The 23,679-nt window shown below is 54.5% G+C and carries 22 protein-coding genes; 14 read left to right on the top strand and 8 right to left on the bottom strand.

Going from position 1 to position 23,679, the window contains the following annotated elements:
- The first annotated feature begins 20 nt into the window (after positions 1-20).
- The 3 genes from glnS to chiQ all read left to right on the top strand — a co-directional run bounded on the left by glnS (position 21) and on the right by chiQ (position 3,909).
- Positions 21-1,688, top strand: coding sequence for a glutamine--tRNA ligase (glnS, locus tag FQK12_RS02600; RefSeq protein ID WP_014228415.1), 1,668 nt, complete (start codon positions 21-23; stop codon positions 1,686-1,688).
- 438 nt (positions 1,689-2,126) lie between these two features.
- Positions 2,127-3,530 (top strand): chitoporin ChiP, encoded by a 1,404-nt coding sequence (gene chiP / locus FQK12_RS02590; RefSeq protein WP_004130464.1) that lies wholly within the window; start codon positions 2,127-2,129, stop codon positions 3,528-3,530.
- Positions 3,531-3,576: 46 nt separating this feature from the next.
- Positions 3,577-3,909, top strand: coding sequence for a ChiQ/YbfN family lipoprotein (gene chiQ / locus FQK12_RS02585; protein ID WP_004848843.1), 333 nt, complete (start codon positions 3,577-3,579; stop codon positions 3,907-3,909).
- A gap of 52 nt (positions 3,910-3,961) precedes the next feature.
- On the opposite strand, the gene FQK12_RS02580 is transcribed toward chiQ, so the two are convergent.
- The 8 genes from FQK12_RS02580 to ybfF all read right to left on the bottom strand — a co-directional run bounded on the left by FQK12_RS02580 (position 3,962) and on the right by ybfF (position 11,619).
- Complete coding sequence (locus tag FQK12_RS02580; RefSeq protein ID WP_014228416.1) at positions 3,962-5,257, bottom strand: MFS transporter; 1,296 nt, start codon at positions 5,255-5,257, stop codon at positions 3,962-3,964.
- A gap of 54 nt (positions 5,258-5,311) precedes the next feature.
- Positions 5,312-6,451 (bottom strand): tricarballylate utilization 4Fe-4S protein TcuB, encoded by a 1,140-nt coding sequence (gene tcuB, locus FQK12_RS02575; protein ID WP_014228417.1) that lies wholly within the window; start codon positions 6,449-6,451, stop codon positions 5,312-5,314.
- Positions 6,438-7,841, bottom strand: a complete 1,404-nt coding sequence (tcuA, locus tag FQK12_RS02570; protein ID WP_014228418.1) for an FAD-dependent tricarballylate dehydrogenase TcuA — start codon at positions 7,839-7,841, stop codon at positions 6,438-6,440. The genes tcuB and tcuA overlap by 14 nt, the downstream gene beginning before the upstream one ends.
- Positions 7,842-7,938: 97 nt before the next feature.
- On the bottom strand, positions 7,939-8,865 hold the full coding sequence (gene tcuR / locus FQK12_RS02565) for a tricarballylate utilization LysR family transcriptional regulator TcuR (RefSeq protein WP_014228419.1): 927 nt from the start codon (positions 8,863-8,865) through the stop codon (positions 7,939-7,941).
- A gap of 129 nt (positions 8,866-8,994) precedes the next feature.
- A complete protein-coding gene (gene fur / locus FQK12_RS02560) occupies positions 8,995-9,447 on the bottom strand; it encodes a ferric iron uptake transcriptional regulator (RefSeq protein ID WP_004130476.1) in 453 nt (150 codons plus the stop codon).
- A gap of 291 nt (positions 9,448-9,738) precedes the next feature.
- Complete coding sequence (fldA, locus tag FQK12_RS02555; RefSeq protein WP_004100234.1) at positions 9,739-10,269, bottom strand: flavodoxin FldA; 531 nt, start codon at positions 10,267-10,269, stop codon at positions 9,739-9,741.
- Positions 10,270-10,418: 149 nt separating this feature from the next.
- Complete coding sequence (gene ybfE, locus FQK12_RS02550) at positions 10,419-10,712, bottom strand: LexA regulated protein (RefSeq protein WP_004848855.1); 294 nt, start codon at positions 10,710-10,712, stop codon at positions 10,419-10,421.
- Between the two features lie 133 nt (positions 10,713-10,845).
- Positions 10,846-11,619, bottom strand: coding sequence for an esterase (gene ybfF / locus FQK12_RS02545; RefSeq protein WP_014228420.1), 774 nt, complete (start codon positions 11,617-11,619; stop codon positions 10,846-10,848).
- A 184-nt stretch (positions 11,620-11,803) separates the two neighbouring features.
- On the opposite strand from ybfF, the gene seqA reads away from it, so the two are divergent.
- The 11 genes from seqA to araD all read left to right on the top strand — a co-directional run bounded on the left by seqA (position 11,804) and on the right by araD (position 23,632).
- Positions 11,804-12,352 (top strand): replication initiation negative regulator SeqA, encoded by a 549-nt coding sequence (seqA, locus tag FQK12_RS02540; RefSeq protein WP_014228421.1) that lies wholly within the window; start codon positions 11,804-11,806, stop codon positions 12,350-12,352.
- A 31-nt stretch (positions 12,353-12,383) separates the two neighbouring features.
- Positions 12,384-14,024: a phosphoglucomutase (alpha-D-glucose-1,6-bisphosphate-dependent) gene (gene pgm / locus FQK12_RS02535; protein ID WP_014228422.1), complete on the top strand. Its 1,641-nt coding sequence runs from the start codon at positions 12,384-12,386 to the stop codon at positions 14,022-14,024.
- Between the two features lie 57 nt (positions 14,025-14,081).
- The gene (locus tag FQK12_RS02530; RefSeq protein WP_014228423.1) at positions 14,082-14,501 is read left to right on the top strand and encodes a hypothetical protein; all 420 of its coding nucleotides are present in this window, start codon (positions 14,082-14,084) and stop codon (positions 14,499-14,501) included.
- A 322-nt stretch (positions 14,502-14,823) separates the two neighbouring features.
- Positions 14,824-15,621, top strand: coding sequence for a DeoR/GlpR family DNA-binding transcription regulator (locus FQK12_RS02525; RefSeq protein WP_004848865.1), 798 nt, complete (start codon positions 14,824-14,826; stop codon positions 15,619-15,621).
- 116 nt (positions 15,622-15,737) lie between these two features.
- A complete protein-coding gene (locus FQK12_RS02520; RefSeq protein ID WP_014228424.1) occupies positions 15,738-16,811 on the top strand; it encodes an erythritol/L-threitol dehydrogenase in 1,074 nt (357 codons plus the stop codon).
- A gap of 280 nt (positions 16,812-17,091) precedes the next feature.
- The gene (locus tag FQK12_RS02515; RefSeq protein WP_014228426.1) at positions 17,092-17,958 is read left to right on the top strand and encodes an ABC transporter substrate-binding protein; all 867 of its coding nucleotides are present in this window, start codon (positions 17,092-17,094) and stop codon (positions 17,956-17,958) included.
- Positions 17,959-18,063: 105 nt separating this feature from the next.
- A complete protein-coding gene (locus FQK12_RS02510) occupies positions 18,064-19,548 on the top strand; it encodes a sugar ABC transporter ATP-binding protein (RefSeq protein ID WP_014228427.1) in 1,485 nt (494 codons plus the stop codon).
- A gap of 67 nt (positions 19,549-19,615) precedes the next feature.
- Positions 19,616-20,545 (top strand): ABC transporter permease, encoded by a 930-nt coding sequence (locus FQK12_RS02505; protein ID WP_046878552.1) that lies wholly within the window; start codon positions 19,616-19,618, stop codon positions 20,543-20,545.
- A gap of 27 nt (positions 20,546-20,572) precedes the next feature.
- The gene (locus tag FQK12_RS02500; protein ID WP_004848873.1) at positions 20,573-22,051 is read left to right on the top strand and encodes an FGGY-family carbohydrate kinase; all 1,479 of its coding nucleotides are present in this window, start codon (positions 20,573-20,575) and stop codon (positions 22,049-22,051) included.
- Entirely contained in the window at positions 22,048-22,947 is a 900-nt protein-coding gene (locus FQK12_RS02495) for an L-ribulose-5-phosphate 3-epimerase (protein ID WP_014228428.1), read from the top strand. The genes FQK12_RS02500 and FQK12_RS02495 overlap by 4 nt, the downstream gene beginning before the upstream one ends.
- Positions 22,937-23,632, top strand: coding sequence for an L-ribulose-5-phosphate 4-epimerase (gene araD / locus FQK12_RS02490; protein ID WP_014228429.1), 696 nt, complete (start codon positions 22,937-22,939; stop codon positions 23,630-23,632). The genes FQK12_RS02495 and araD overlap by 11 nt, the downstream gene beginning before the upstream one ends.
- The last annotated feature ends 47 nt before the right edge of the window (positions 23,633-23,679 follow it).

Genomic DNA, 23,679 nt, shown 5'->3' with positions numbered 1-23,679 from the left:
TACGCTTTGAGGAACCCACGATGAGTGAGGCAGAAGCCCGCCCGACTAACTTTATTCGTCAGATCATTGATGAAGATCTGGCTACTGGTAAGCACACCACCGTTCATACCCGTTTTCCACCGGAACCGAACGGCTATCTGCACATTGGCCACGCGAAGTCTATTTGCCTGAACTTTGGTATCGCTCAGGATTACCAGGGCCAATGCAACCTGCGTTTCGATGACACCAACCCGGTGAAGGAAGATATCGAATACGTTGAGTCGATTAAAAACGACGTGCAGTGGTTAGGTTTCCACTGGTCCGGGGATGTTTGCTACTCGTCTGATTATTTCGATCAGCTGCACCAGTATGCGGTTGAACTGATCAATAAAGGTCTGGCCTACGTTGACGAACTGTCAGCGGAAGAGATCCGTGAGTACCGCGGCACGCTGAAAGAGCCGGGTAAAAATAGCCCGTACCGCGATCGCAGCGTGGAAGAGAACCTGGCGCTGTTTGAAAAAATGCGCAGCGGTGGATTTGCCGAAGGTAAAGCCTGCCTGCGCGCGAAAATCGATATGGCCTCTCCGTTTATCGTGATGCGCGATCCGGTGCTGTACCGCATTAAGTTTGCCGACCATCACCAGACCGGAAGCAAGTGGTGCATCTACCCGATGTACGACTTTACCCACTGCATCAGCGATGCGCTGGAAGGGATTACCCACTCGCTGTGTACTCTCGAGTTCCAGGATAACCGCCGCCTGTACGATTGGGTGCTGGATAACATCAGCATCCCCGTGCATCCGCGCCAGTATGAATTCTCGCGCCTCAACCTCGAATACACCGTGATGTCCAAGCGTAAGCTGAATCAGCTGGTGACCGAGAAGCACGTTGAGGGCTGGGATGACCCGCGTATGCCGACCATTTCCGGTCTGCGCCGTCGCGGCTATACCGCTGAATCCATCCGCGAGTTCTGCAAACGCATCGGCGTGACCAAGCAGGACAACACCATCGAAATCGCTTCGCTGGAATCCTGCATCCGTGAAGATCTGAACGAAAACGCCCCGCGCGCGATGGCCGTTATCGACCCGGTTAAGCTGGTTATCGAAAACTATCCGCAGGGCGGCAGCGAAATCGTGACCATGCCGAATCATCCGAATAAACCGGAGATGGGCAGCCGCGAGGTGCCGTTCAGCGGCGAAATCTGGATCGATCGCGCCGACTTCCGCGAAGAAGCGAACAAGCAGTACAAGCGTCTGGTGCTGGGCAAAGAAGTTCGCCTGCGTAACGCTTACGTGATCAAAGCGGAGCGCGTGGAGAAAGATGCGGAAGGCAACATCACCACTATCTTCTGCACCTACGATGCCGATACCCTGAGCAAAGATCCAGCCGACGGCCGCAAGGTGAAGGGCGTGATTCACTGGGTGAGCGCGGCGCACGCGCTGCCGGTAGAAATCCGCCTGTACGATCGCCTGTTCAGCGTACCGAACCCGGGCGCGGCGGAGGACTTCCTCTCGGTGATGAACCCGGAATCGCTGGTGATCAAACAGGGTTTTGCCGAGCCGAGCCTGGCGCAGGCGCAGCCGGAAAAAGCGTATCAGTTCGAGCGCGAAGGGTATTTCTGCCTGGATAGCCGCTATGCAACCGCAACCAATCTGGTGTTTAACCGCACCGTCGGTCTGCGCGACACATGGGCGAAAGTCGGCGCGTAGCTACCCGCCGTTATTGAGAACGCCGCTTACTGCGGCGTTTTTTTTATTCAGAATCAGAGAATTAAATCCTCATATTTTCGCGATGCGAATTAATCTTGTTTACAGATTGTAATAACCGCTTTTATTAACTCTTTCCATCCATTGCATATAAATATGTAATCGCTTTCATTTCCCCTAATTTTCTCTTTTTTTGCAAGCATTTCACCCGCCAAACGTGTGACATCTACGACTGAAACAAAAAGACATAAATTATGTGCGCTTTGTCATAATCTTCATCTTTGGTCGGCGAAAGAGATTGATAATTCGCGTCACGAAAAATAGTCTATACCCAGTGGTTATGCGAATTTTTACCGCACCACTTTTTAAGCAGTCTTATTTTATTTTTTTGCGTGTTGCCTTTGGTAACCGCACTTTTAAAACGTCAAAGAGGATATGCATATGCGTACGTTTAGTGGCAAACGTAGTACGCTGGCGCTGGCTATTGCTGGTGTCACAGCCCTGTCAGGATTTGCAATGGTGCCGGATGCAAAAGCAGAAGGGTTCATTGATGATTCAACGTTAACCGGCGGCATCTATTACTGGCAGCGTGAGCGCGACCGTAAAGATGTGACCGACGGCGATAAATATAAAACTAACCTGTCGCACTCCACCTGGAACGCCAACCTCGACTTCCAGTCCGGCTATGCCGCCGACATGTTCGGTATTGACGTTGCTGCCTTTACCGCCATCGAAATGGGCGAAAGCAGCGAGAGCGGTCACCCGAACGAAATCGCTTTCTCCTCGCGTAATAAAACCTACGATGAAGACTATTCCGGCGATAAGAGCGGGATCAGCCTGTATAAAGCAGCCGCAAAATTTAAATTTGGCCCGACCTGGGCGCGCGCGGGCTATATTCAACCAACCGGCCAGACGCTGCTGGCGCCGCACTGGAGCTTTATGCCGGGTACCTATCAGGGGGCTGAAGCCGGTGCGAACTTTGACTACGGCGATGCGGGCGCGCTGAGTTTCTCCTATATGTGGACGAACGAATATAAAGCGCCGTGGCACATTGAGATGGATGAGTTCTACCAGAACGACAAGAAAACCAAGGTGGATTACCTTCACTCTCTCGGCGCCAAATATGATTTTAAAAACGACCTTGTGCTGGAAGCGGCGTTTGGTCAGGCACAGGGTTACATCGACCAGTATTTTGCCAAGGCCAGCTATAAGTTTGATGTTGCAGGCACGCCGTTAACCACCAGCTATCAGTTCTACGGCACCCGCGATAAGGTCAGCAACGGCGGGGTTAACGATATCTATGACGGCACCGCGTGGCTGCAGGCATTGACCTTTGGCTATAAGGTTGCCGACGTTCTGGACCTGCGTCTGGAAGGAACCTGGGTTAAAGCTGATGGTCAGCAGGGCTACTTCCTGCAGCGTATGACGCCAACTTACGCATCGTCTAACGGGCGACTGGATATCTGGTGGGATAACCGTTCGGACTTCAACGCCAACGGTGAAAAAGCGGTGTTCTTCGGCGCGATGTATGACATGAAGAACTGGAACATGCCGGGCTGGGCCTTCGGCGCCTCCTACGTTTATGCCTGGGATGCGAAGCCGGGGAGAATGTCCTCGCCTGATGCGTACTACAACCCGGATAAACGCCTGGAAGAGTCCGCCTATAGCCTGGATGCCATGTACACCGTTCAGGAAGGACGCGCTAAGGGCACGCTGTTCAAACTCCACTTTACGCAATACGACAACCACTCCGATATCCCAAGCTGGAGCGGCGGTTACGGCAACATCTTCCAGGATGAGCGCGACGTGAAGTTCATGGTTATCGCTCCGTTCACCATTTTCTGATGCCACTGCGGCGGGGGAAACCCGCCGCAATTTCCCGAGGTTCATGATGAAAAAGTTAATACTTGTCGCCATTATGGCAGCAGGTCTGGTTGCCTGTACCCAGTCGCCAGCGCCTAAGGAAGACTCAAAGTTAAAAGATGCCTACAGCGCCTGCATTAATACCGCAGAGGGCAATCCGGATAAAGTTGAAGCCTGTCAGAGCGTACTGAACGTGCTGAAGCAGGAGAAACAGCATCAGCAGTTCGCGACCCAGGAAAGCGTGCGGGTGCTGGATTATCAGCAGTGTATCCAGGCGCGCAAAACCGGGAACGATCAGGCTGTAGAGGCGCGCTGCGACCAGATCTGGAAAGAGATCCACAGCAACAATACGCCGCGTTAAGCCAGACGGCGGCAAGCAAACGGGCGGAGCGTCAACTCCGCCCGTTGCTATTTTAGCGGGGTATTTCTGCCGGCTGGTAGCCGCGGCCCAGGCGTACGAAGAGCATCGCGGTAGCGGCCAGGCCGCATAGCGCGGCGCACATCAGCCACCAGCCCGGCGAGCTTTTATCGCCCGTTATCTCGACCAGCGCGGTGGAAATGGCCGGCGTCAGGCCGCCGAAGATCGCGGTGGCGAGGCTAAAGGCCAGTGAAAAACCCACGGTGCGGACGTAGACCGGCATCACTTCCGTCAGGGCGGCCACCATCGCGCCGTTATACATACCAAAGAAGAACGAGAACCAGAGCAGGACCAGCGTCATGCGGGTGAAATCCGGCGCGGCGGTGAGCCAGTGCATGACCGGCCAGGTAGTGAGCAGCGCCAGCAGGGTTATGCCCATCAGCACCGGCCGACGGCCTATTCTGTCAGAAATTGCGCCGCCAATCGGTAACCAGATAAAGTTAGAGATGCCGACCAGCATGGTCACCAGCAGACTGTCGCGGGCGCTCAGATGCAGAACGGCTCTACCGTAGGTCGGCGTATAGACGGTAATAAAATAAAAGGTGGTGGTAGTCATCGCCACCAGCAAGGTCCCCGCCGTGATGATGCGCCAGTTTTTGGCAATCGTGCTCAGGATCTCCCGCGTGTCAGGGCGATGCTTGCGCTGCAGAAAGGCTTCGGTTTCCTGCAACGAACGCCGCAGCACAAAAATCAGCGGAATAATCATACAGCCAATAAAGAAGGGAATACGCCAGCCCCATTCGGCAATCTCATCGTGGCCGAGCGTTTCATTCAGCGCATAACCAATCAACGCCGCGAAGACGATAGCCACCTGCTGGCTGGCGGATTGCCAGCTGGTATAGAACCCTTTTTTCCCCGGCGTGGCGATTTCCGACAGATAGACCGACACGCCGCCGAGCTCGACGCCCGCCGAGAATCCCTGCAGCAGGCGACCCACTAATACCAGAACGGGGGCGAGAATGCCGATGGTTTGATAGCCGGGAACCAGCGCTATCAGCAGCGTCCCGCAGCCCATAATCGCCAGCGTCACCATCAGCCCTTTACGCCGTCCGATCCTGTCAATATAGGCCCCCAGCACTATCGCGCCGATGGGGCGCATCAGAAAGCCCGAACCAAACACGGCGAAGGTCAGCATTAACGCCGCAAACTCGCTCTCCGCCGGAAAGAACGTTCTGGCGATATAGGTGGCGTAAAAGCCAAACAGAAAAAAGTCGAATTGTTCGAGAAAATTACCGCTGGTCACGCGGAGAATGGCGCCAAAGGTACCGGCGCGCGATGAGGGTTGCGTCATAGGGGTTGCTCTCCATTGTCTTTATCTTGTTTTTATAGAGGTAAGATGAGCGGACTAGTCGCCTGCGACTGCCGCCTGTTTTCCGCGCCGTTTCTCAATCGCCCACTTGAGTAACGCCGCACAGCGATAAAATCCGTGGGCGAATTTTCCGTATGGCAGGGTCAAAAACAGCGCCATGACCACGCCGAGGTGAATGGCAAGCAGAATGCCCATCCACGAGGTGTCTCGTCCCGCCAGCAGGGCGAGGCCGGTGAAGCTGGTCAGCAGCAGCAGCAGAATAAAGCCGCGATCCATCGGTTTTTGCCGCGGGTCGCCGTGCAGCGGCGAGCGGCGCAGGTTCAGCCATAGCAAACCCGCCGGGCCCACCAGCAGGCCGATGCCGCCGAGCGTGCCCAGCACAACCGGTACGCTGAAGAACGGGTAGGGGGCCTCCCAGCCGGCGATATAGTGATAACCCGTGGCTACCACTGTGGCGGCGAAACAGAGCAGAAACCCGTAGAAGGTAAAGTGATGGAAACGGCGGCGCAGCAGGGTAAACGCGTCATCGGCCTCGTTGCAGCCCTTACCGTGCCCGCCGTCGAGATACTTCAGCGTGAGCGCATTATGCGAGGCTTCAGCGATGTCGATGGCCTGAGGCTGACCCGGCGAGATCTCGCGCCAGAAGCGGATCACCCCGGCCATCAGTAACCCCATGGCCAGTATGAAGACCGTGCCAAACATCCACGCCAGCAGGTTATGGGGAAAAATCTGGTAGAAATCGCCGGCCAGCGGTGGATGAAGCAGGGAGCCTTTGAGCCCCATCGCCAGCAGCAGAAAGAGGATCAGCCCGCCGACCAGCGCCAGTACCGTGGTTACGCCGGCCCGACGATACAGGCTGCCGAAAGCCGCGGGCTGAGCATAGTGTTGATAGGTCTCCAGGCGCACTTCCGCCATCGCCTTCGGGACATTAATGGCAAACTCGTGCGGAGGCGCGTACTGGCAGGCATGCAGGCAGGCGCCGCAGTTATGGCACAGGTTGGCCAGGTAGTTTATATCCGCTTTGCCAAAAGCCAGGCGCTGGGTCATGGCCGGAAACACGGCGCAAAACCCTTCGCAATAGCGACAGGCATTACAGACCTGCATCACCCGTTCAACTTCCGCTTCCGACTCGGTGATGATTTGCGCGTCAATGATCAGCATTTCAAGCGATTTCATGGTGTGTCTCCTGCTGTGCCGCGCGGGCGGCCTGCTGGCCGGCAATACGGCCGAACGTCGTACCGATGGACATGCCCACGCCGGCGGTATACCCCTTGCCCAGCACGTTGCCGGCCATCATTTCGCCGGCGACGAACAGGTTGCGGCTCGGCTTGCCCGCAAAATGGACGGCGGCGCGTTCATTAACGTACAGCCCAAGGTAGGTAAAGGTGATCCCCGGCCGTAGGGCATAGCCGTAGTAGGGCGGGGTATCGATGGGCCGCGCCCAGTGGGTTTTCGGCGGCGTCAGGCCGGATGTCGCGCAGTTATCAAGGCGGGTATGATCGAACTGGCCCGGCGTACAGGCGGCATTGTAGCGGGCGATGGTTTGCGCCAGGCGTTCCGCGTCCAGCCCCAGCTGGCGAGCCAGCTCTTCAATGGTATTGGCCTGGGCGCCGGGGAAAACGGGCGGCATAAAGTGGCCGATCGCTTTGCTGTCGATGATCGAGTAGCCGATTTGCCCCGGCTGGTGGGCGACCAGCCTGCCCCAGATGGCATAGCGTTTGGGCCAGAAATCTTCCCCTTCATCATAAAAGCGCCCGGCGTCGCGGTTGACGACCACCCCCAGCGATACGCAGTCCACGCGCGTGCAGATGCCGCCATCGTAGAGCGGCGCCCGGGCGTCAATGGCGACGCAGTGGGATTGCGAAGGATCGCCGATGATGTCAGCCCCGGCGTCAATCATAAACTTGAGCAGCACGCCCTGATTGAAACGAGTGCCGCGAATGAGAAAATTATCGGCTGGCCATTCACCGCGCTCGTTCTGTCCCCATGCTTCACGCAGCCACTCGCGGTTAGATTCAAATCCGCCGGCGGCGAGGACGCAGGTTTTGGCGACGATCCTCTCTTCGCCCGCCAGCGCGGCGACGAATTCGCCGTTATCTAATTCGAGCGCCTGTACCGGCGTGTTGTAGCGGATCTTTACGCCCATCTGCTCCGCGCTGCGGTAATAGGCATTTATAAGAGCCTTGCCGCCGCCCATAAAAAAGGCGTTGGTGCGGGCCACGTGCAGGGCGCCGGAGAGCGGCGGCTGAAAGTTAACCCCGTGCTGGCGCATCCAGTCCCGGCACTGCGATGAGGTGCGGATCACCAGGCGCGCCAGCGCTTCGTTGGTGTTGCCCTCGGTGACGCGCAGCAGGTCCTGCCAGTACTCTTCTTCCGGATAGCTGTCGACCAAAACATCCTGCGGAGCATCGTGCATACAGCGAAGATTCCGCGTGTGCTGAGAGTTGCCGCCTCGCCATTCCCGCGGCGCGGCCTCCAGCAGCAGTACGGACGCGCCAGCTTCCCGGGCGGTTAAGGCGGCGCATAGCGCGGCATTGCCGCCGCCAATGACCAGTACATCCACCATTTATGGCTCCATTACGCTTTGCTTGATTGTTAAAATTGTAATGGAAATGTATGCGTTACGGCCGGCTGGACGCTATGGCGTATTGCTAAAGGGGGGTTTAGTTTGCGTAAAGGCTGGCGCCGGGCCAGCGACCTGACTCAACCAGCTGACGCATGACTTTCGCCAGTATTACGCGGGCCGCAAGGCCTGCCGGAGTCAGTTCATCATCGGAAAGGCTGACGAGAAAATTAGGTCGACTAAGTATCGGATTGTCGACGCCGATCACTCTCAGGGACTCGCTGTCGAGATGGGAAATTGCCGCCCCCGGCTGCAAAGTGGCGCCGAGCCCGTCGCGGACGGCGCGCATCAGCAGGGCCAGGCCGTCGATTTCAGCCACCACATCGACGCTCAGGGCATGCTCCTGGCAGATCGCTTCCAGCCTGCCGCGCAGTCCATGCCCCAGGCTTGGCATAATCAGCGGGATAGCGGCCAGCTGGCCAGGCGAGATACTCGCTTCGGGAAGGGGGGACAGGACGTCATAGGTGCCAATCAGAAACAGACGCTCTTCAAGGATGGGCCTGGCGCTCCAGCGCACAAGCTTCTCCTTCTGGAACACGATAGCTAAGTCAAGCTGGCGGGTGTTGATCATGCGTTCCAGGTTACCGGAGAGGCTCTCGACCAAATGCAGGCGGACGTCGGCATAGTTTTCGCGCATCGCGTGAATAAAAGGCACCCCGAGAACGGAGGCGGTGCTGGGGGCCATACCGACGCTGACGTGGCCGGAAAGGCGCGCCTCGCGCGCGGCGAGAACCGCATCATCGGCGTGACGCAGCGCGAGCTGCGCCTGGGAGTAGAAGGCGAGGCCGGCGCTGGTCGGCATGACGCCGCGAGACGTCCGCTGCAGCAGGCGAATGGCGAGTTCGTTCTCCAGGCGCGCCATCTGTTGGCTAAGCGCGGAGACGCCGATATCCAGGTCAAGCGCGGCGCGGCCCATACTGCCGGTTTCAATAATGCGCACAAAATAGCGTAGCTGGCGAAGCTCCATGTCGACTCTCCGTACACGTCAGGATGCACTGACAGTAAACGTATTGCAGCGCGAGAGAAAGAGGCGGCAGATTCCGGGCAAAAAAAAGCCAACCTTCAGGCTGGCTTTTGGCGGTACACGATGCGGTGATTATTTCTCTGCCGCGTCGTGGGCATGTTCATCTTCGCGGCAGTCGCCTTCTGCGCAGTGGCCGTACAGGTACAGGCTGTGGTTAGTCAGGCGAATACCGTGCCTTGCGGCAATTTCACGCTGGCGCGCTTCAATGGAATCATCGCTAAATTCGATCACTTTGCCGCAGTCGAGGCAAATCAGGTGATCGTGATGATGCTGCTGCGTCAGTTCAAAAACGGATTTACCGCCTTCGAAATTATGACGGGTGACGATGCCGGCGTCGTCGAACTGGTTCAGTACGCGGTAGACGGTGGCCAGGCCAATCTCTTCACCCATATCAATCAGGCGTTTGTATAAGTCTTCCGCACTGACATGATGGTTATCCGGTCCTTGCAGCACTTCCAGGATTTTTAATCTCGGAAGCGTCACTTTCAGGCCAGCTTTCTTTAATGCGGTATTGTTGTCAGTCATGCGGAATCTGTCCTGTTGCTAAACGATCTACTTCCTTCAGCGGAAGTAATACAGAGAATCACCCGATGTAATGCGTCTCATTATAGAACTGCCATGGTGAAATGAAAACTGCAAGCATCGGGCCTTGTATGCTGTCAAAAACGAGGCACTCGCTACAAAGTGCTTCACGCGACCCCGTTAAATCAGAGGACATTGTACAGATATGTGATTAAAAGTTAAAAACTTGTAGCTATAACTTTGATTGCTTTTATCTATTAATTCGGCGAAACCTGATGATTACGCCGTTCAGACTCAGGCATTCTTGATTTCTTCGAGGTGCAGCTCTTCAGAAATCTGTTTTACCCATTTTTCCACGCGTTCGTTAGTCAGCTCAGGCTGACGGTCTTCGTCAATGGCCAGGCCAACAAAGTGATCGTCATCGGCCAGGCCTTTAGAGGCTTCAAAATGGTAGCCGGCGGTCGGCCAATGGCCAACGATAGTTGCGCCGCGCGGTTCGATGATATCGCGAATGGTCCCCAGCGCATCACAGAAGTATTCAGCATAGTCTTCCTGATCGCCACAGCCAAACAGAGCCACCAGTTTGCCATTGAAATCGATCTCTTCCAGCGTCGGGAAGAAATCGTCCCAGTCGCACTGGGCTTCGCCGTAGTACCAGGTGGGAATGCCGAGCAGCAGGATATCGTGAGCTTCCAGATCCTCTTTGCTGCTTTTGGCAATGTCGTGAACATCAGCAACGTCTTTACCAAGCTGCTTTTGGATCATTTTTGCAATATTTTCGGTGTTGCCGGTGTCGCTGCCAAAAAAGATGCCGATGATTGCCATGAGTAAAATAACCTCTTGAAACTTAATGATGTGGTAGTGGCGTAATGCCCGCAGATAGGGGCAATGATAGCAGAACTGAGAAGGGCGCGGAAACAGCAATCACGCCCAACTGCACACTCTGCTACACGAAAGCTTATTTTTTGAGGGTTTTAGGCTTTATCCTGGCCGCGCAGGGCTGCCAGCTGGTTCATCAGCATCTCTTCGATGAGATCGCTGCGGTTCATGTTACGGGCTTCGGCCAGCTCATTAAGCGCATCGACAGCATCGGCATTGAGCTTTAGCTCCACGCGCTTCAGACCGCGACTCTTATCGCGTTTAAGCTGATTGCGTTTGTTGATGCGCAGCTGTTCATCGCGCGAAAGCGGATTCGTTTTCGGTCTACCCGGCCGACGCTCAGTTGCGAACAAATCTAATGTCGTACGGTCCGTTTGTTCTTTTGCCATGATTCAGAGTGACTTCGGGGGAAACAAGCTATCGGGCATAGCCGACGCAGACAGCGCGCCATAATACATCAGGCGACGGGCTGCGCCAACGGCCGCGGGCATTAAGCCGCGCGGTCGAGTATATTTTAGGCAGTTACGCGGCGATAGAGGTCAAATAACGACGGATCGCGCGGATAACGGCCTCCGGTTTTTCTGCATGCACCCAGTGCCCGGCGCCGGCGATAACGTGCGCGCGCGCCTGGGGAAACTGAGCTAATAAAGTCTCGCGGTAGGCATCGGTGACGTAGGGGGAGTTGCCGCCCGGAATAAACAGCGCCGGATGCGGCCAGGGCGGAACGGTTTGCCAGCCGACGATATTATCGTACTGCTCCCACAGCACCGGTACGTTAAACCGCCACTGGCCGTCCACGAAAGATTTTAACAGAAACTGAATCACGCCCTCTTCGTTAAGGCGCTGGCGCATGACCGTCGCCGCCTGCTGACGCGTAGCGGCCCCCGCGTCGGTGACGGCATTGATGGCGGCGAAGATTTCATCATGGCGGCGGACGTGATAATCCACCGGGGCGATATCAATGGCGACCAGGCCCGCGATACGCTCCGGGGCCAGCGCGCTCAGCGCCATCACCGCTTTACCGCCCATTGAGTGACCAATAAAGGTGGCTTTCTCAATCTGTGATTCATTGAGAATATCAAGCAGATCCTGGGCCATCGCGGGATAGGTCATGTCAGGCGAGCGCGGCGAAAGGCCGTGGTTTCGCATGTCGACCTGGATAATATCGCGATCGAGAACCAGATCGCGGGCGAGGATCCCAAGATTATCCAGGCTGCCAAAAAGGCCGTGGACCAGGACGATAGGGGGATTATTGTGCGGATTCTGTGCAGATTGCGCTCGGCTATTTAATTTCATGGCAAAGTTCTTTTTTTCGCTCCGTCGGGTTAGGGTATTATGTTGGACATTCTGCCATCCGGCTGCAAGACCCGGAAGATATCCGAGTTTTACCGCCATCCTGGTTTGACGCTATCCGCGGTTGGGATTTGTCCCTATAATCCCGACAACTTGTATTCAGAAAAAGATATCGCACTGGATTAAGATGAAAACAATTGAAGTTGATGATGAACTCTATAGCTATATTGCCAGCCACACCAAGCATATTGGCGAGAGCGCATCCGACATTTTACGGCGCATGTTGAAGTTTTCCGCCGTTTCCCAGCCTGTCGCACCGGTAGCGAAAGCCGCTACGGCCCCTGCGCCAACGCCTGTCGTTGAAGTGAAACCCGCCAATCCTCTGAAAGATAAAGTTCGCGCTATGCGTGAGCTGCTGTTATCTGATGAGTACGCCGAACAAAAGCGCGCGGTAAACCGTTTCATGCTGGTTCTGACGACCCTCTACGCCATAGACAGCAAAGCGTTTGCCGAGGCGACCGAGTCCCTGCACGGGCGCACTCGCGTTTATTTCGCTGAGGATGAACGCACGCTGCAGAAAAACGGTAATCAGACGAAACCTAAGCAGGTACCGGGGACGCCGTGGTGGGTCATTACAAATACCAATACCGGTCGCAAATGCAGCATGATCGAACATATCATGCAGTCAATGCAGTTCCCTGCGGAATTGATCGAAAAGGTTTGCGGTACGATCTAGTTAGTTAACTTTGCACCAGAAGGATCAGGCAATGGCAATCGATAAGCGCGCGGGTCAACCTGCGCAACAGAGTGATTTGATTAACGTCGCCCAACTGACTGCCCAGTACTATGTGCTGAAGCCGGAAGTTGGCAACGCGGAACATGCAGTGAAGTTTGGCACCTCCGGTCACCGCGGCAGCGCGGCGCGCCACAACTTCAACGAGCAGCATATTCTGGCGATTGCTCAGGCAATTGCTGAAGATCGCGCGAAGAACGGGATCACCGGCCCATGCTATGTTGGTAAGGACACTCACGCACTCTCCGAACCGGCTTTCATTTCCGTACTGGAAGTGCTGGCGGCGAACGGCGTTGACGTCATCGTTCAGGAAAACAACGGCTTCACCCCGACGCCGGCGATTTCCAATGCGATTCTGGTGCACAACAAGAAGGGCGGCCCGCTGGCTGACGGTATTGTTATCACGCCGTCCCACAACCCGCCGGAAGACGGTGGTATCAAGTACAACCCGCCTAACGGCGGCCCGGCGGATACCAACGTGACTAAGGTGGTAGAGAATCGCGCCAACGAACTGCTGGCTGCCGGTCTGCAGGGGGTGAAGCGTATTTCTCTTGATGCGGCGCTGGCCTCCGGCCACGTCACAGAGCAGGATCTGGTGCAGCCGTTTATTGAAGGGCTGGCGGATATCGTCGATATGGCGGCGATCCAGAAAGCCGGACTGACGCTGGGCGTCGATCCGCTGGGCGGTTCCGGTATCGAATACTGGAAGCGTATCGCTGAGCATTACAATCTCAACCTGACCATCGTTAACGACCACGTCGATCAGACCTTCCGCTTTATGCACCTCGATAAAGACGGCGCAATCCGCATGGACTGCTCCTCCGAGTGCGCGATGGCGGGCCTGCTGGCGCTGCGCGACAAGTTTGACCTGGCCTTCGCCAATGACCCGGATTACGATCGTCACGGTATCGTCACGCCGGCCGGGTTAATGAACCCGAACCACTACCTGGCGGTGGCGATTAACTACCTGTTCCAGCATCGCCCGCAGTGGGGCAAAGATGTGGCTGTCGGTAAAACCCTGGTCTCCTCGGCGATGATTGACCGCGTAGTCAACGATCTGGGGCGCAAACTGGTGGAAGTGCCGGTTGGCTTTAAGTGGTTCGTTGACGGCCTGTTCGACGGCAGCTTCGGCTTCGGCGGCGAAGAGAGCGCGGGGGCGTCGTTCCTGCGCTTTGACGGCACGCCGTGGTCTACCGACAAAGACGGCATCATCATGTGCCTGCTGGCGGCGGAAATCACCGCAGTCACTGGCAAAAACCCGCAGCAGCACTACGACGAGCTGGCAGAGCGCTTCGGCGCGCCAAGCTACAACCGTCTGCAGGCTTCCGCGACGTCTGCCCAGAAAGCGGCGCTGTCTAAGCTCTCTCCGGAAATGGTGAGCGCCAGCACCCTGGCAGGCGATCCGATTACCGCGCGTCTGACCGCGGCGCCGGGCAACGGGGCGGCGATTGGCGGTCTGAAGGTGATGACCGACAACGGCTGGTTCGCCGCGCGTCCGTCAGGTACCGAAGATGCCTATAAAATCTACTGCGAAAGCTTCCTCGGCGCTGAACATCGTCAGCAGATTGAGAAAGAAGCGGTAGAGATTGTCAGCGAAGTGTTGAAAAACGCCTAATTGACCGCACGATAAACAGGCCCTTTTCAGGGCCTGTTTTTTTTCGCAGGGATAGCGATGAATCTGGAACGAAAAAACGTTTTTTGGTTTTGGGGTGGGATGGATCTCTTTTATCTCTTGCAGTTTATTGGCTGGAACATCTACCACCGGCGAGTACCGCTTTACGACGATATCCTCTCATTTTTACCGCTGCTGCAAACCTGGGGCTCCGCGGCCGCCTGGCTGTTTACCCTTCATTTTATTCTGACTATCAGCATTCCCGCGTCGATGGTTCTCTTCTGGCGCCAGAGCCGCTATGCGCCGTGGCTGGCCTATGCGCAGACGCCGCTGCGTCTGGCCTTTATGCTCCCGTCGCTTTCGCTGGTGGCCTGGCTGGCGCAGGCGGTGGCGTTGAAAAGCGCGGCCTTCTTTATTGCTCTGCTGCTGGTCTCAGAGGCGGCAAAAGTCGTGACATTATGGCGATGCTGCAAGGTTTAACGTTATGTGTTATCCAGACGGCACAGGCCTGGCGGGTATTACGCTGACTGAATCGGGCATAAACGGGTATTATTGCTTTGACCGGGTTTGCCCGTTTTAGCGAATATACGGCTAAAGCAAACGAACAATCACGGCTAATTCTGCGATTTTAATCACAAATTTATTCCATCCAAAATGAAAGTTGCCTGATATATATGATCAACTTCAAACTAAAAAAAGCTAAAAACTTGTTTTGATTTTGTATGATTTATGTCACTTACTGATATGGACGATTTTGTTATATTTATGTCATTAAATCCTGAATGCTTTCTTGAGAACGTCTATGTTACAAGTTAAACGTCATTCATTAATTGTGGAATATGTCGTAGAAAAAGGATGCGCCAGAGTTAATGAGCTCTCACAGATATTCGGTGTATCTCCAGAAACCATTCGCCGGGATTTAACCGCGCTGGCGAGAAATAAAAAAATAGTTCGTAGCTTTGGCGGTGCAATGATTTCTGAAAATAATGCATCATTTTTAGCTGCCGATACGCCGACAAATCACGGGAACTTTGTCGATAAAGCCGAGGCCTTTATTAAGCGCACCAAAGAGCAGCCGGAACGTAAGATGCGTATTGCTAAAGGCGCGCTGCAGTTTATTCATGAGCATGAGTGCATTATCATGGATAATAGCAGCTCCTGCTGGTTTTTAGCGCGCCAGCTGCCTGACATCGAGCTGACCGTGATTACCAATTCTTTGAATATTATTCAAACCTTAGCCTGTCGTAAGAAAATAAGAATAGTCAGCGTTGGGGGTGAATATTCTGAGCGCCACGGTGATTTTCACGGTCCGGTCGCCGAGTTCATTATCAACAACTTTAAGGTCAATAAGCTGTTTTTTTCTTGCCAGGGTCTCGACGCCGGGCTGGAAATAAAAGACAGCAATGAAGTCAACGTCCGGCTGAAGCAGGAGATGCTGAAAGTTGCCGATCAAAAAATCCTGATGGTCGATAGCAGTAAGTTTGAACGTTATTCACTCTATAAAATATGCGATCTGGCGGATATTGATGTGTTGATCACTAACGAATTACCAGCTGATACCTATCGCCAGCACCAGGTACATATTGTCGAGACTAAATAGCCGCTCTGCCAGATATTCTACCGGCATTATTATTGAATAGCCCTTGTGCCCGATGGAGGGGTATTGCGCCAGCAATACCATCCCTCTTCATTATTTATCCGAAAAAGAGGTTTACGATGGAACAATTACCTGAAGATATGAAAGCGGTTGTCTGCCATGGTCCCCAGGATTATCGCTTTGAGAAAATTCCCCGCCCGGTCGCCAAAGAAAAGGAAGTGGTCATTAAGGTTGACGGGTGTGGAATCTGCGCCGGCGACTGCAAGGCCCAGGACGGCGCGCCGATGTTCTGGGGCGATAATCCGTGGGTGAAAACGCCGGTGGTGCCCGGCCATGAGTTTTACGGTCGGGTTGCCGAATTAGGCCCGGGCTCCGCTGAAAAATATCAATTAAAAATTGGCGATCGCATCCTGGCTGAACAGATTGTCCCCTGCCATGAGTGCCGTTTCTGTAAAACCGGCAAATACTGGATGTGCGAAACCCATGATATTTACGGTTTCCAGAAGGAGGTCGCCGATGGCGGTATGGCTGAATATATGCGTTTTTCCGAACGGGCAATTATTCACAAAATTCCTGAATCATTAAGTGAAGAAGATGCCGCGCTGATCGAACCTATGGCCTGCGCAATCCACACGGTACGCCGCGGTGATATCGAACTGGATGATGTGGTTGTTATCGCCGGCGCCGGGCCGCTGGGGCTGTGTATGGTGCAGGTCGCTCATCTGAAAACGCCGAAGAAACTGGTTGTCATCGACACGATGGACGACCGCCTGGCGCTGGCGAAAGCGTTTGGCGCCGACGTGGTCATCAATGCGGCGCAAGAGGACGCCATCGCTATCGTAAAATCCATGACCGATGGCTACGGCTGCGATGTGTATATCGAAGCGACGGGCGCCCCTATCGGCGTGACCCAGGGTCTGGAGATGATTCGTAAGCTGGGACGCTTCGTTGAGTTCAGCGTGTTTGGTAAAGAAACGACCGCCGACTGGTCGATTATTGGCGACCGTAAAGAGCTGGATATCCGCGGCGCGCATCTGGGGCCTTACAGCTATGAAATCGCCATCGATCTCTTTGCGCGCGGTCTGCTGACCGCCAAAGGCGTGGTGACGCATTTCTATTCTATTGATGAGTGGAAAGCCGCTTTTGAGATGGCTAAATCGCTCGATTCGATTAAGGTCGTCATTAAGCCATAAATTTTTTAACTAGTTAAGTTCGCCATTTTTAATTATTACGCAAATGACCGCTGATGGCTGTTCATTAAATACTGGATTTCAATCATGGGGATAACTGAGAACAATATCGGTGGCTTCTGGCTATCTGCCAGCGGCGTATTTATTGCTCAGTATATCAGGCAGCATCCGCACCATGAAAACGCTGATAAATAAATTTTATTTCTCAGCGCATTACTCAATAAGGAGATAGTGAATGCCTGTAAAATTTAAGACTAAAGCAATACTCTCAGGACTTCTTGCGATGAGCATGGTTGCCTGCGTTAATGCCAAACCTTTGACTATCGGTATGTCGTTCCAGGAATTGAATAACGAATATTTCGTCACCATGAAAGAGTCGCTTGAGCAGTCGGCAAAAGATATTAACGCCACCGTCTATACCGCGGATGCGGCGCATGATGTCTCCAAGCAGATTAGCGACGTTGAGGATATGCTGCAAAAGAAAATAGATATTTTGCTGATTAACCCGGCTGATAGCGTCGGTGCGGAAACCGCCGTGCTGGCCGCTAAAAAAGCCGGCGTGGTGGTGGTGGCGATAGATGCTCAGGCTAATGGCCCGATAGATTCTTTTGTCGGCTCAAAAAACTATGATGCGGGCTTTATTGCCGGGGAACACTTAGCCAAAGCGCTGGGTGATAAAGGCAACGTAGCGATTCTCGACGGGATTCCGGTGGTACCTATTCTGGAGCGCGTGCGCGGCTTTGAAGATGCGATGAAAAAGCATCCTAATATTAAAGTGATTACCAAACTGAATGGTAAACAAGAGCGCGATACCTCCATGAGCGTGACGGAAAATATGCTGCAGTCCAACCCGACGCTCAACGGTATTTTTAGCGTGAATGATGTTGGCTCACTCGGCGCTCTGGCGGCGATTCAGGCATCAGGGCGCGATGTGAAGCTGGTGAGCGTTGATGGTTCTCCGGAAGCGGTCGCTGAAATTGCTAAAGGTAATACGCCGTTTATTGCCACCGCCGCTCAGTTCCCGCGCGATCAGCTGCGTATTGGTTTAGGTATTGCCCTGGCCAAACATTGGGGGGCGAATATTCCTAAAGAGATCCCTGTTGATGTGAAGCTTATCGATAAAACCAACGCCAAAGATTTCCACTGGTAATCGCATTATTACGCCATAGCGGCTCTCGCTTATTCAGGTGAGCCGTGCCGGATTCTTCTTAAAGTATGGCTCGCTATTTTATCGAGCCATTATGGAGCGATGTTTATGCCCAGCTTACTGGAAGTCAAAAACGTCAGTAAAAGCTTCCCCGGGGTCAAGGCGCTGGATAATGTCAATATCACCCTTGGCCGAGGGGAGGTGCATGCTTTATTAGGTGAAAACGGCGCGGGTAAATCGACGTTAATGAAAATCCTTTGCGGGATATATCAACCTGACGCCGGTAATATTTTTATTGACGGTAAGCAGCAGCATTTTCATAACTATCGTGACGCGATTGCCTGCGGCGTAGGGATTATCTTTCAGGAGTTTTCTCTTATTCCCTATCTGAACGCTTATGAGAATATTTTCCTTAATCGCGAAAAGGTAAATCGTTTTGGCCTGCTAGATCGTAAAGCGATGCGCCGCGAGGCGTTACGCATTTTTAAAGATCTTGGCGTGACCCTCGATCCCGATGAGCAAATTTGCCATCTCAGCGTCGCCGAACAGCAGTTCGTGGAAATTGCCAAAGCGCTGTCGCTGGATGCGCGAATTCTCATTCTGGATGAACCCACCGCGACCTTAACCCCGAGCGAGGCGGAGCATCTTTTCCGCGTGATGCGCGATTTAAAGGCCAAAGGCGTCGGGATGTTCTTTATCTCACACCACCTTGAGGAGATATATGAGATCTGCGACAGCCTGAGCATTCTCCGCGACGGCAAATATATCGGGTCGGCAAAGGTCGACAATATCGATATCGCCGAGATGATCCAGATGATGGTCGGCCGTGAGGTGGAGAATATCTATCCCGAGCGGCGGACGCTGGCGCATGATGAGATACTGCTGGAGGCCGAAATTCAGCTTACCGAGAGTAGCCAGCTCAATCGACTGACGCTGCGCAAAGGGGAGATCCTGGGCCTCGCCGGGCTGGTGGGGTCGGGGCGTTCCGAAGCGATCCTGGCCCTGACCGGCGCGGATAAATGCTTCAAAAAGCGCGTCCGCCTGGCCGGAAAAGAGGTGACGATAAAATCCACCGACCGGGCTCTGCGTCTGGGCATTGGTCTGTTGCCGGAAAGCCGCAAAACGCAGGGACTGGTGCTGCCTTTTTCGGTCAAAGATAATATCTGGCTTAACAAACACGCCTGCCAGTTCTCGCTTATCCGCGATAACGAAGAGCGCCTGACCGCCGAGCGTTTAATTAATCACGTTGGCGTGAAAACGCCGGATGCCGGGACCGCGGTGGGCACGTTGAGCGACGGTAACCAGCAGAAAGTCGTTATTTCCCGTTGGTTAAATCATGATGTCAATATTCTTATTTTTGACGAACCGACTCGCGGTATTGATGTCGGAGCGAAATCAGAAATCTATCAGATTATGCGCGACCTCACCGCCCAGGGTATTTCAATAATTATGATTTCATCTGAGCTACCAGAGGTGATTGGCGTTAGCGACCGGGTAATGGTTTTTCGCGACGGTAATATCGTTGCCGAACTCGAGAACGACCAAATCAATTCCACTGTGATTATGCTGCACGCTGCCGGTAATATTATTTAGGGAGTATTAAATGAGTAATGAAAACGTGTCATTAGCGCCCGCCGCATCTCCTGATAAAAATAAAAAGATGCTCCATGGTTTATTAAAAATGCCCGCGTTCCTGCCGTTTGTTGGTCTGGTACTCCTGTTCTCCTGTATGGCTATTTTTAATGACTACTTTTTAACGGTCGATAACTTATCGACCGTCGCTCGTCAGGTCTCGATTAATGCCATCATTGCCATCGGGATGACCTTTGCCATTCTGACCGGCGGAATCGACCTCTCCGTCGGCGCGGTCATGGCCCTGGCCGGTACCCTGATGGCGGGATTAATGAAGTACTATGGTTTAGATCCGTGGTTAGCCATTCTTATCGGTCTGTGCTCCGGCGTCGCCTTTGGCGCGCTGAACGGCTTTTTAACCGCCTACGGTAAAATGCCGCCGATTATCGTGACCCTCGGGGCAATGATTATTGCGAAGGGGCTGGCGCTGATCTATACCGGCGGCTACCCCATCTCCGGCTTACCGGATTCATTCGCTTTTTGGGGCCGTGAATATCTGTTCGGTATTCAGGTGCCTATTATTCTGATGGTGGTTTTATATCTCATCTTTTATATCGTCCTGAATCATATGCCGTTTGGTCGCTATGTTTATTCCCTCGGCGGTAATGAAGAAGCGGCGCGCCTGAGCGGCCTGCGGGTGAAATATTATAAATTGCTGGTTTACGTGATCAGCGGTTTTACCGCCAGTTTTGCCGGCCTTATTTTCACCTCGCGGGTGATGAGCGGCCAGCCGAATGCCGGCGTCGGATTTGAACTGGATGCCATTGCCGCCGTGGTGCTCGGCGGGGCATCGATTGCCGGCGGCCGCGGAATGATTATCGGCACCCTGATTGGCGCCATGATGCTCGGCGTACTGAATAATGGTTTAAACCTTCTGGGGATCTCTCCTTACGTTCAGTACGTGGTGAAAGGGCTTATTATTTGGGGCGCCACCTTTATTAGCTCAGCCAGACGTTAACTTATTTTAAATATGAGGCGAAGGGATATGAATTTTATCGGGGTTGATATCGGTGGTACGGTCACCAAAGCCGGTATATATAATGAGTTAGGGCAAGAGATTCACGTGGCGTCGCAATATGCGCAGGTATTATCCGAACAGCCGGGCTTTACCGAGCGGAACATGCATGAGCTATGGGACACTGTTTGCAGCGTGATAAAAAAAGCGCTGTATGAAAGCCAGGTGCCGCCGCTAAGCATCGGCGGGATCGGTTTCTCCTCGCACGGCAAAGGGCTCTACGCGATTGATAAAAAAGGCGAGCCGGTGCGCAACGGGATTATCTCATCCGATACCCGGGCGCTGGCGTTTGTCAAAAAATGGTATCGCGAAGGTATAGACAAGCTGGCATACCCAAAAGGATTGCAGCAGCTGTGGACCGGACATCCGGTGTCGCTACTGGCGTGGCTGAAAGCGCATGAACCGGCCAATTACGACAGGATCGACGCCGTTTTAATGGTGCACGACTACGTACGTTTCCGCCTAACCGGCGAGGCGACGGCGGAGATCACTAATATTTCCGGCAGCAATTTTTATAACCAGTTTACCTCCCGCTATGACCGCGACATGATGGCGCTGTTTGGCATTGAGGAAGTGGCGGATAAAACCGCGCCGGTGGTGAACTCGACGGACTGCGTGGGCCACATTACCCTGCAGGCCTCGCTGGATTGCGGTTTGTGCCCGGGGACGCCGGTTTTCGGCGGCTTTTTCGACGTGGTGGCCTCCGCCGTCTCCTCGGGGATTGACCGGGCGGATACCCTGAGCGCGGTGGCCGGCACCTGGAGTATCGCCACCTCGGTGACGGATAGCATTATTGCCAGCGACTTTCCCTACATCTGGGGGAAATACTGCATTCCGGGTAAATACTTCGTTCACGAGGGCAGCCCCACTTCGGCGAGCAATCTCTCCTGGTTTGTGAAGCAGTTTTTCCCTGACGATGACCGCTGCTACGACCATTTCGAAAGCTGGATTGCGCAAGATACCGACAGCAACCTCATTTTTTTACCCTATTTGTTCGGTTCCAATCTGGCGATGGATCTGCCCGGCGCGCTGGTGGGCCTCGCGGGGCATCATACGAAAAAGGATATTATTGCGGCCATCTATCGCGGCATCGTTTTTTCTCACCTGGTGCATCAGGACCGCATTATTGAACTCAATCGGGATATTCAAAAAATTCGCTTTACCGGCGGGCCGAGCCAGTCGAGAGGCTGGACGCAGATGTACGCCGATGCGGCCAATCTTCCGCTGGAAGTGGTGGATATCGAACAGGCCGGCTGTCGAGCCGCCGCGCTGTGCGCCGCGGCCGGTAGCGGCGCCTACGCTAACTTCAGCGAAGCGATTGCCGCCACGCAGCCCGAGGTGGTCTGCTATCAACCCGACAGCAATCGGCATCAGCAGCTGCGTGAAGGCTACGCCCGTTACTTAGCGGTCGCGCAAAGCCTCTCCAGGGCGACGGGAGCGGCGCAATGAAACCCAGACTTGGCATCTACGAAAAAGCGCTCCCCGCGGCGCTGGACTGGCCGAAACGCTTTGAAATGGCGGCGGGCCTGGCGTTTGATTTTATTGAAATCTCCGTTGACGAAAGCCCCGAGCGCCAGGCCAGGCTGCGCTGGAACCGGGGGCAGCGGCTGGCGTTCGTGGCCGACAAAATTAACAGCGGCATTGATGTGCCGAGCATGTGCCTCTCCGCGCACCGCAGCCATCCCTTTGGTAGCGTCAATCGCGATACCCGGCTCAAGGCGCGGGAACTGATGCTTGATGCGCTGGATTTTGCCAGCCACGTCGGCATTCGCAACATCCAGCTGGCAGGCTATGACGTCTATTACGAATCCTCTTCGGCGCAGACCCGGGAATACTTTATCGAGGGCATCAACTGGGCGGTGGCCGAAGCGGCGAAAGCGCAGGTGATGCTGTCAATGGAGATTATGGATACCGCCTTTATGAGCAATATCTCCCGCTGGCTGGATCTCGAACGGAAGGTTTGCAGCCCGTGGTTTTGCGTCTACCCGGACGTTGGCAACTTAAGCGCCTGGCAAAACGACGTTCCTGAAGAGTTGAGAAAAGGCATTCATAAAATCACCGCCATTCATTTGAAGGATACCCAGCCGGTTTCCCACGCTTCGCTGGGGCAGTTTCGCGATGTGCCATTCGGGACCGGCTGCGTCGATTTTATCGAGATATTTCGTACGCTCTCGGCGCTTAACTATCGCGGCGCCTGGCTGATTGAGATGTGGGCCAAAAATGACGGGCTGGACAGCGAGAGAATCGCCGACGCTAAAGCGTGGCTAACGGATAAATACCAGCAGGCGTTTCGCCCGCCTCAGTATGAAGGCATTGTGAATTCAGGAGTGAAGTATGTTGGATAACCTCAAGCAGGCGGTTCTTGACGCCAATCTGGCGCTGCCGAAATTTCATCTTGTGACCTTTACCTGGGGCAACGTCAGCGGCATCGATCGCGACGCCGGACTGGTGGTGATCAAACCCTCCGGCGTGGAATACGCCGTGATGACGGCCGAGGATATGGTGGTGGTGGAGCTGGCGACCGGCAGGGTGGTGGAGGGGCGCTATAAGCCCTCGTCGGATACGCCTACCCATCTGGAGCTGTATAAGGCGTTTAGCGGCGTGGGCGGAATTGTGCATACCCATTCGCGCCACGCGACGATTTGGGCGCAGTCGGGCAGGCCGCTGCTGGCGATGGGCACCACCCACGCCGACTATTTTTATGGGCCGATCCCCTGTACCCGCCCGCTCAGCGATGATGAAATCCGCGGTGATTATGAAACCAATACCGGTCACGTGATTATTGAAACGCTGGGCGCGCAGCATACCGATCCGCTCAGCGTGCCCGCCGCGCTGGTCCACGGCCACGGCCCGTTTGCATGGGGAAAAGATCCGGCGAACGCGGTGCATAATGCGGTGGTGCTGGAGGAGATTGCCTATATGAATATGTGGACCCGTCAGCTGAGCATTGACGAACAGCCGGTCTCTGCGACGCTACTGGATAAACACTATTTGCGTAAACACGGGGCAGGGGCCTACTACGGACAATAATCGCCTGCCTTCCCCGGATTGCGGCGTAAACGCCTTATCCGGGCTAC

Origin of the sequence: Klebsiella sp. ME-303 (genome assembly GCF_007910085.1) — a bacterium.
GTDB classification, from domain to species: domain Bacteria; phylum Pseudomonadota; class Gammaproteobacteria; order Enterobacterales; family Enterobacteriaceae; genus Klebsiella; species Klebsiella michiganensis.
The sequence above is the reverse complement of the archived record's forward strand: the minus strand, read 5'-3'. Positions and strand labels throughout refer to the sequence as shown.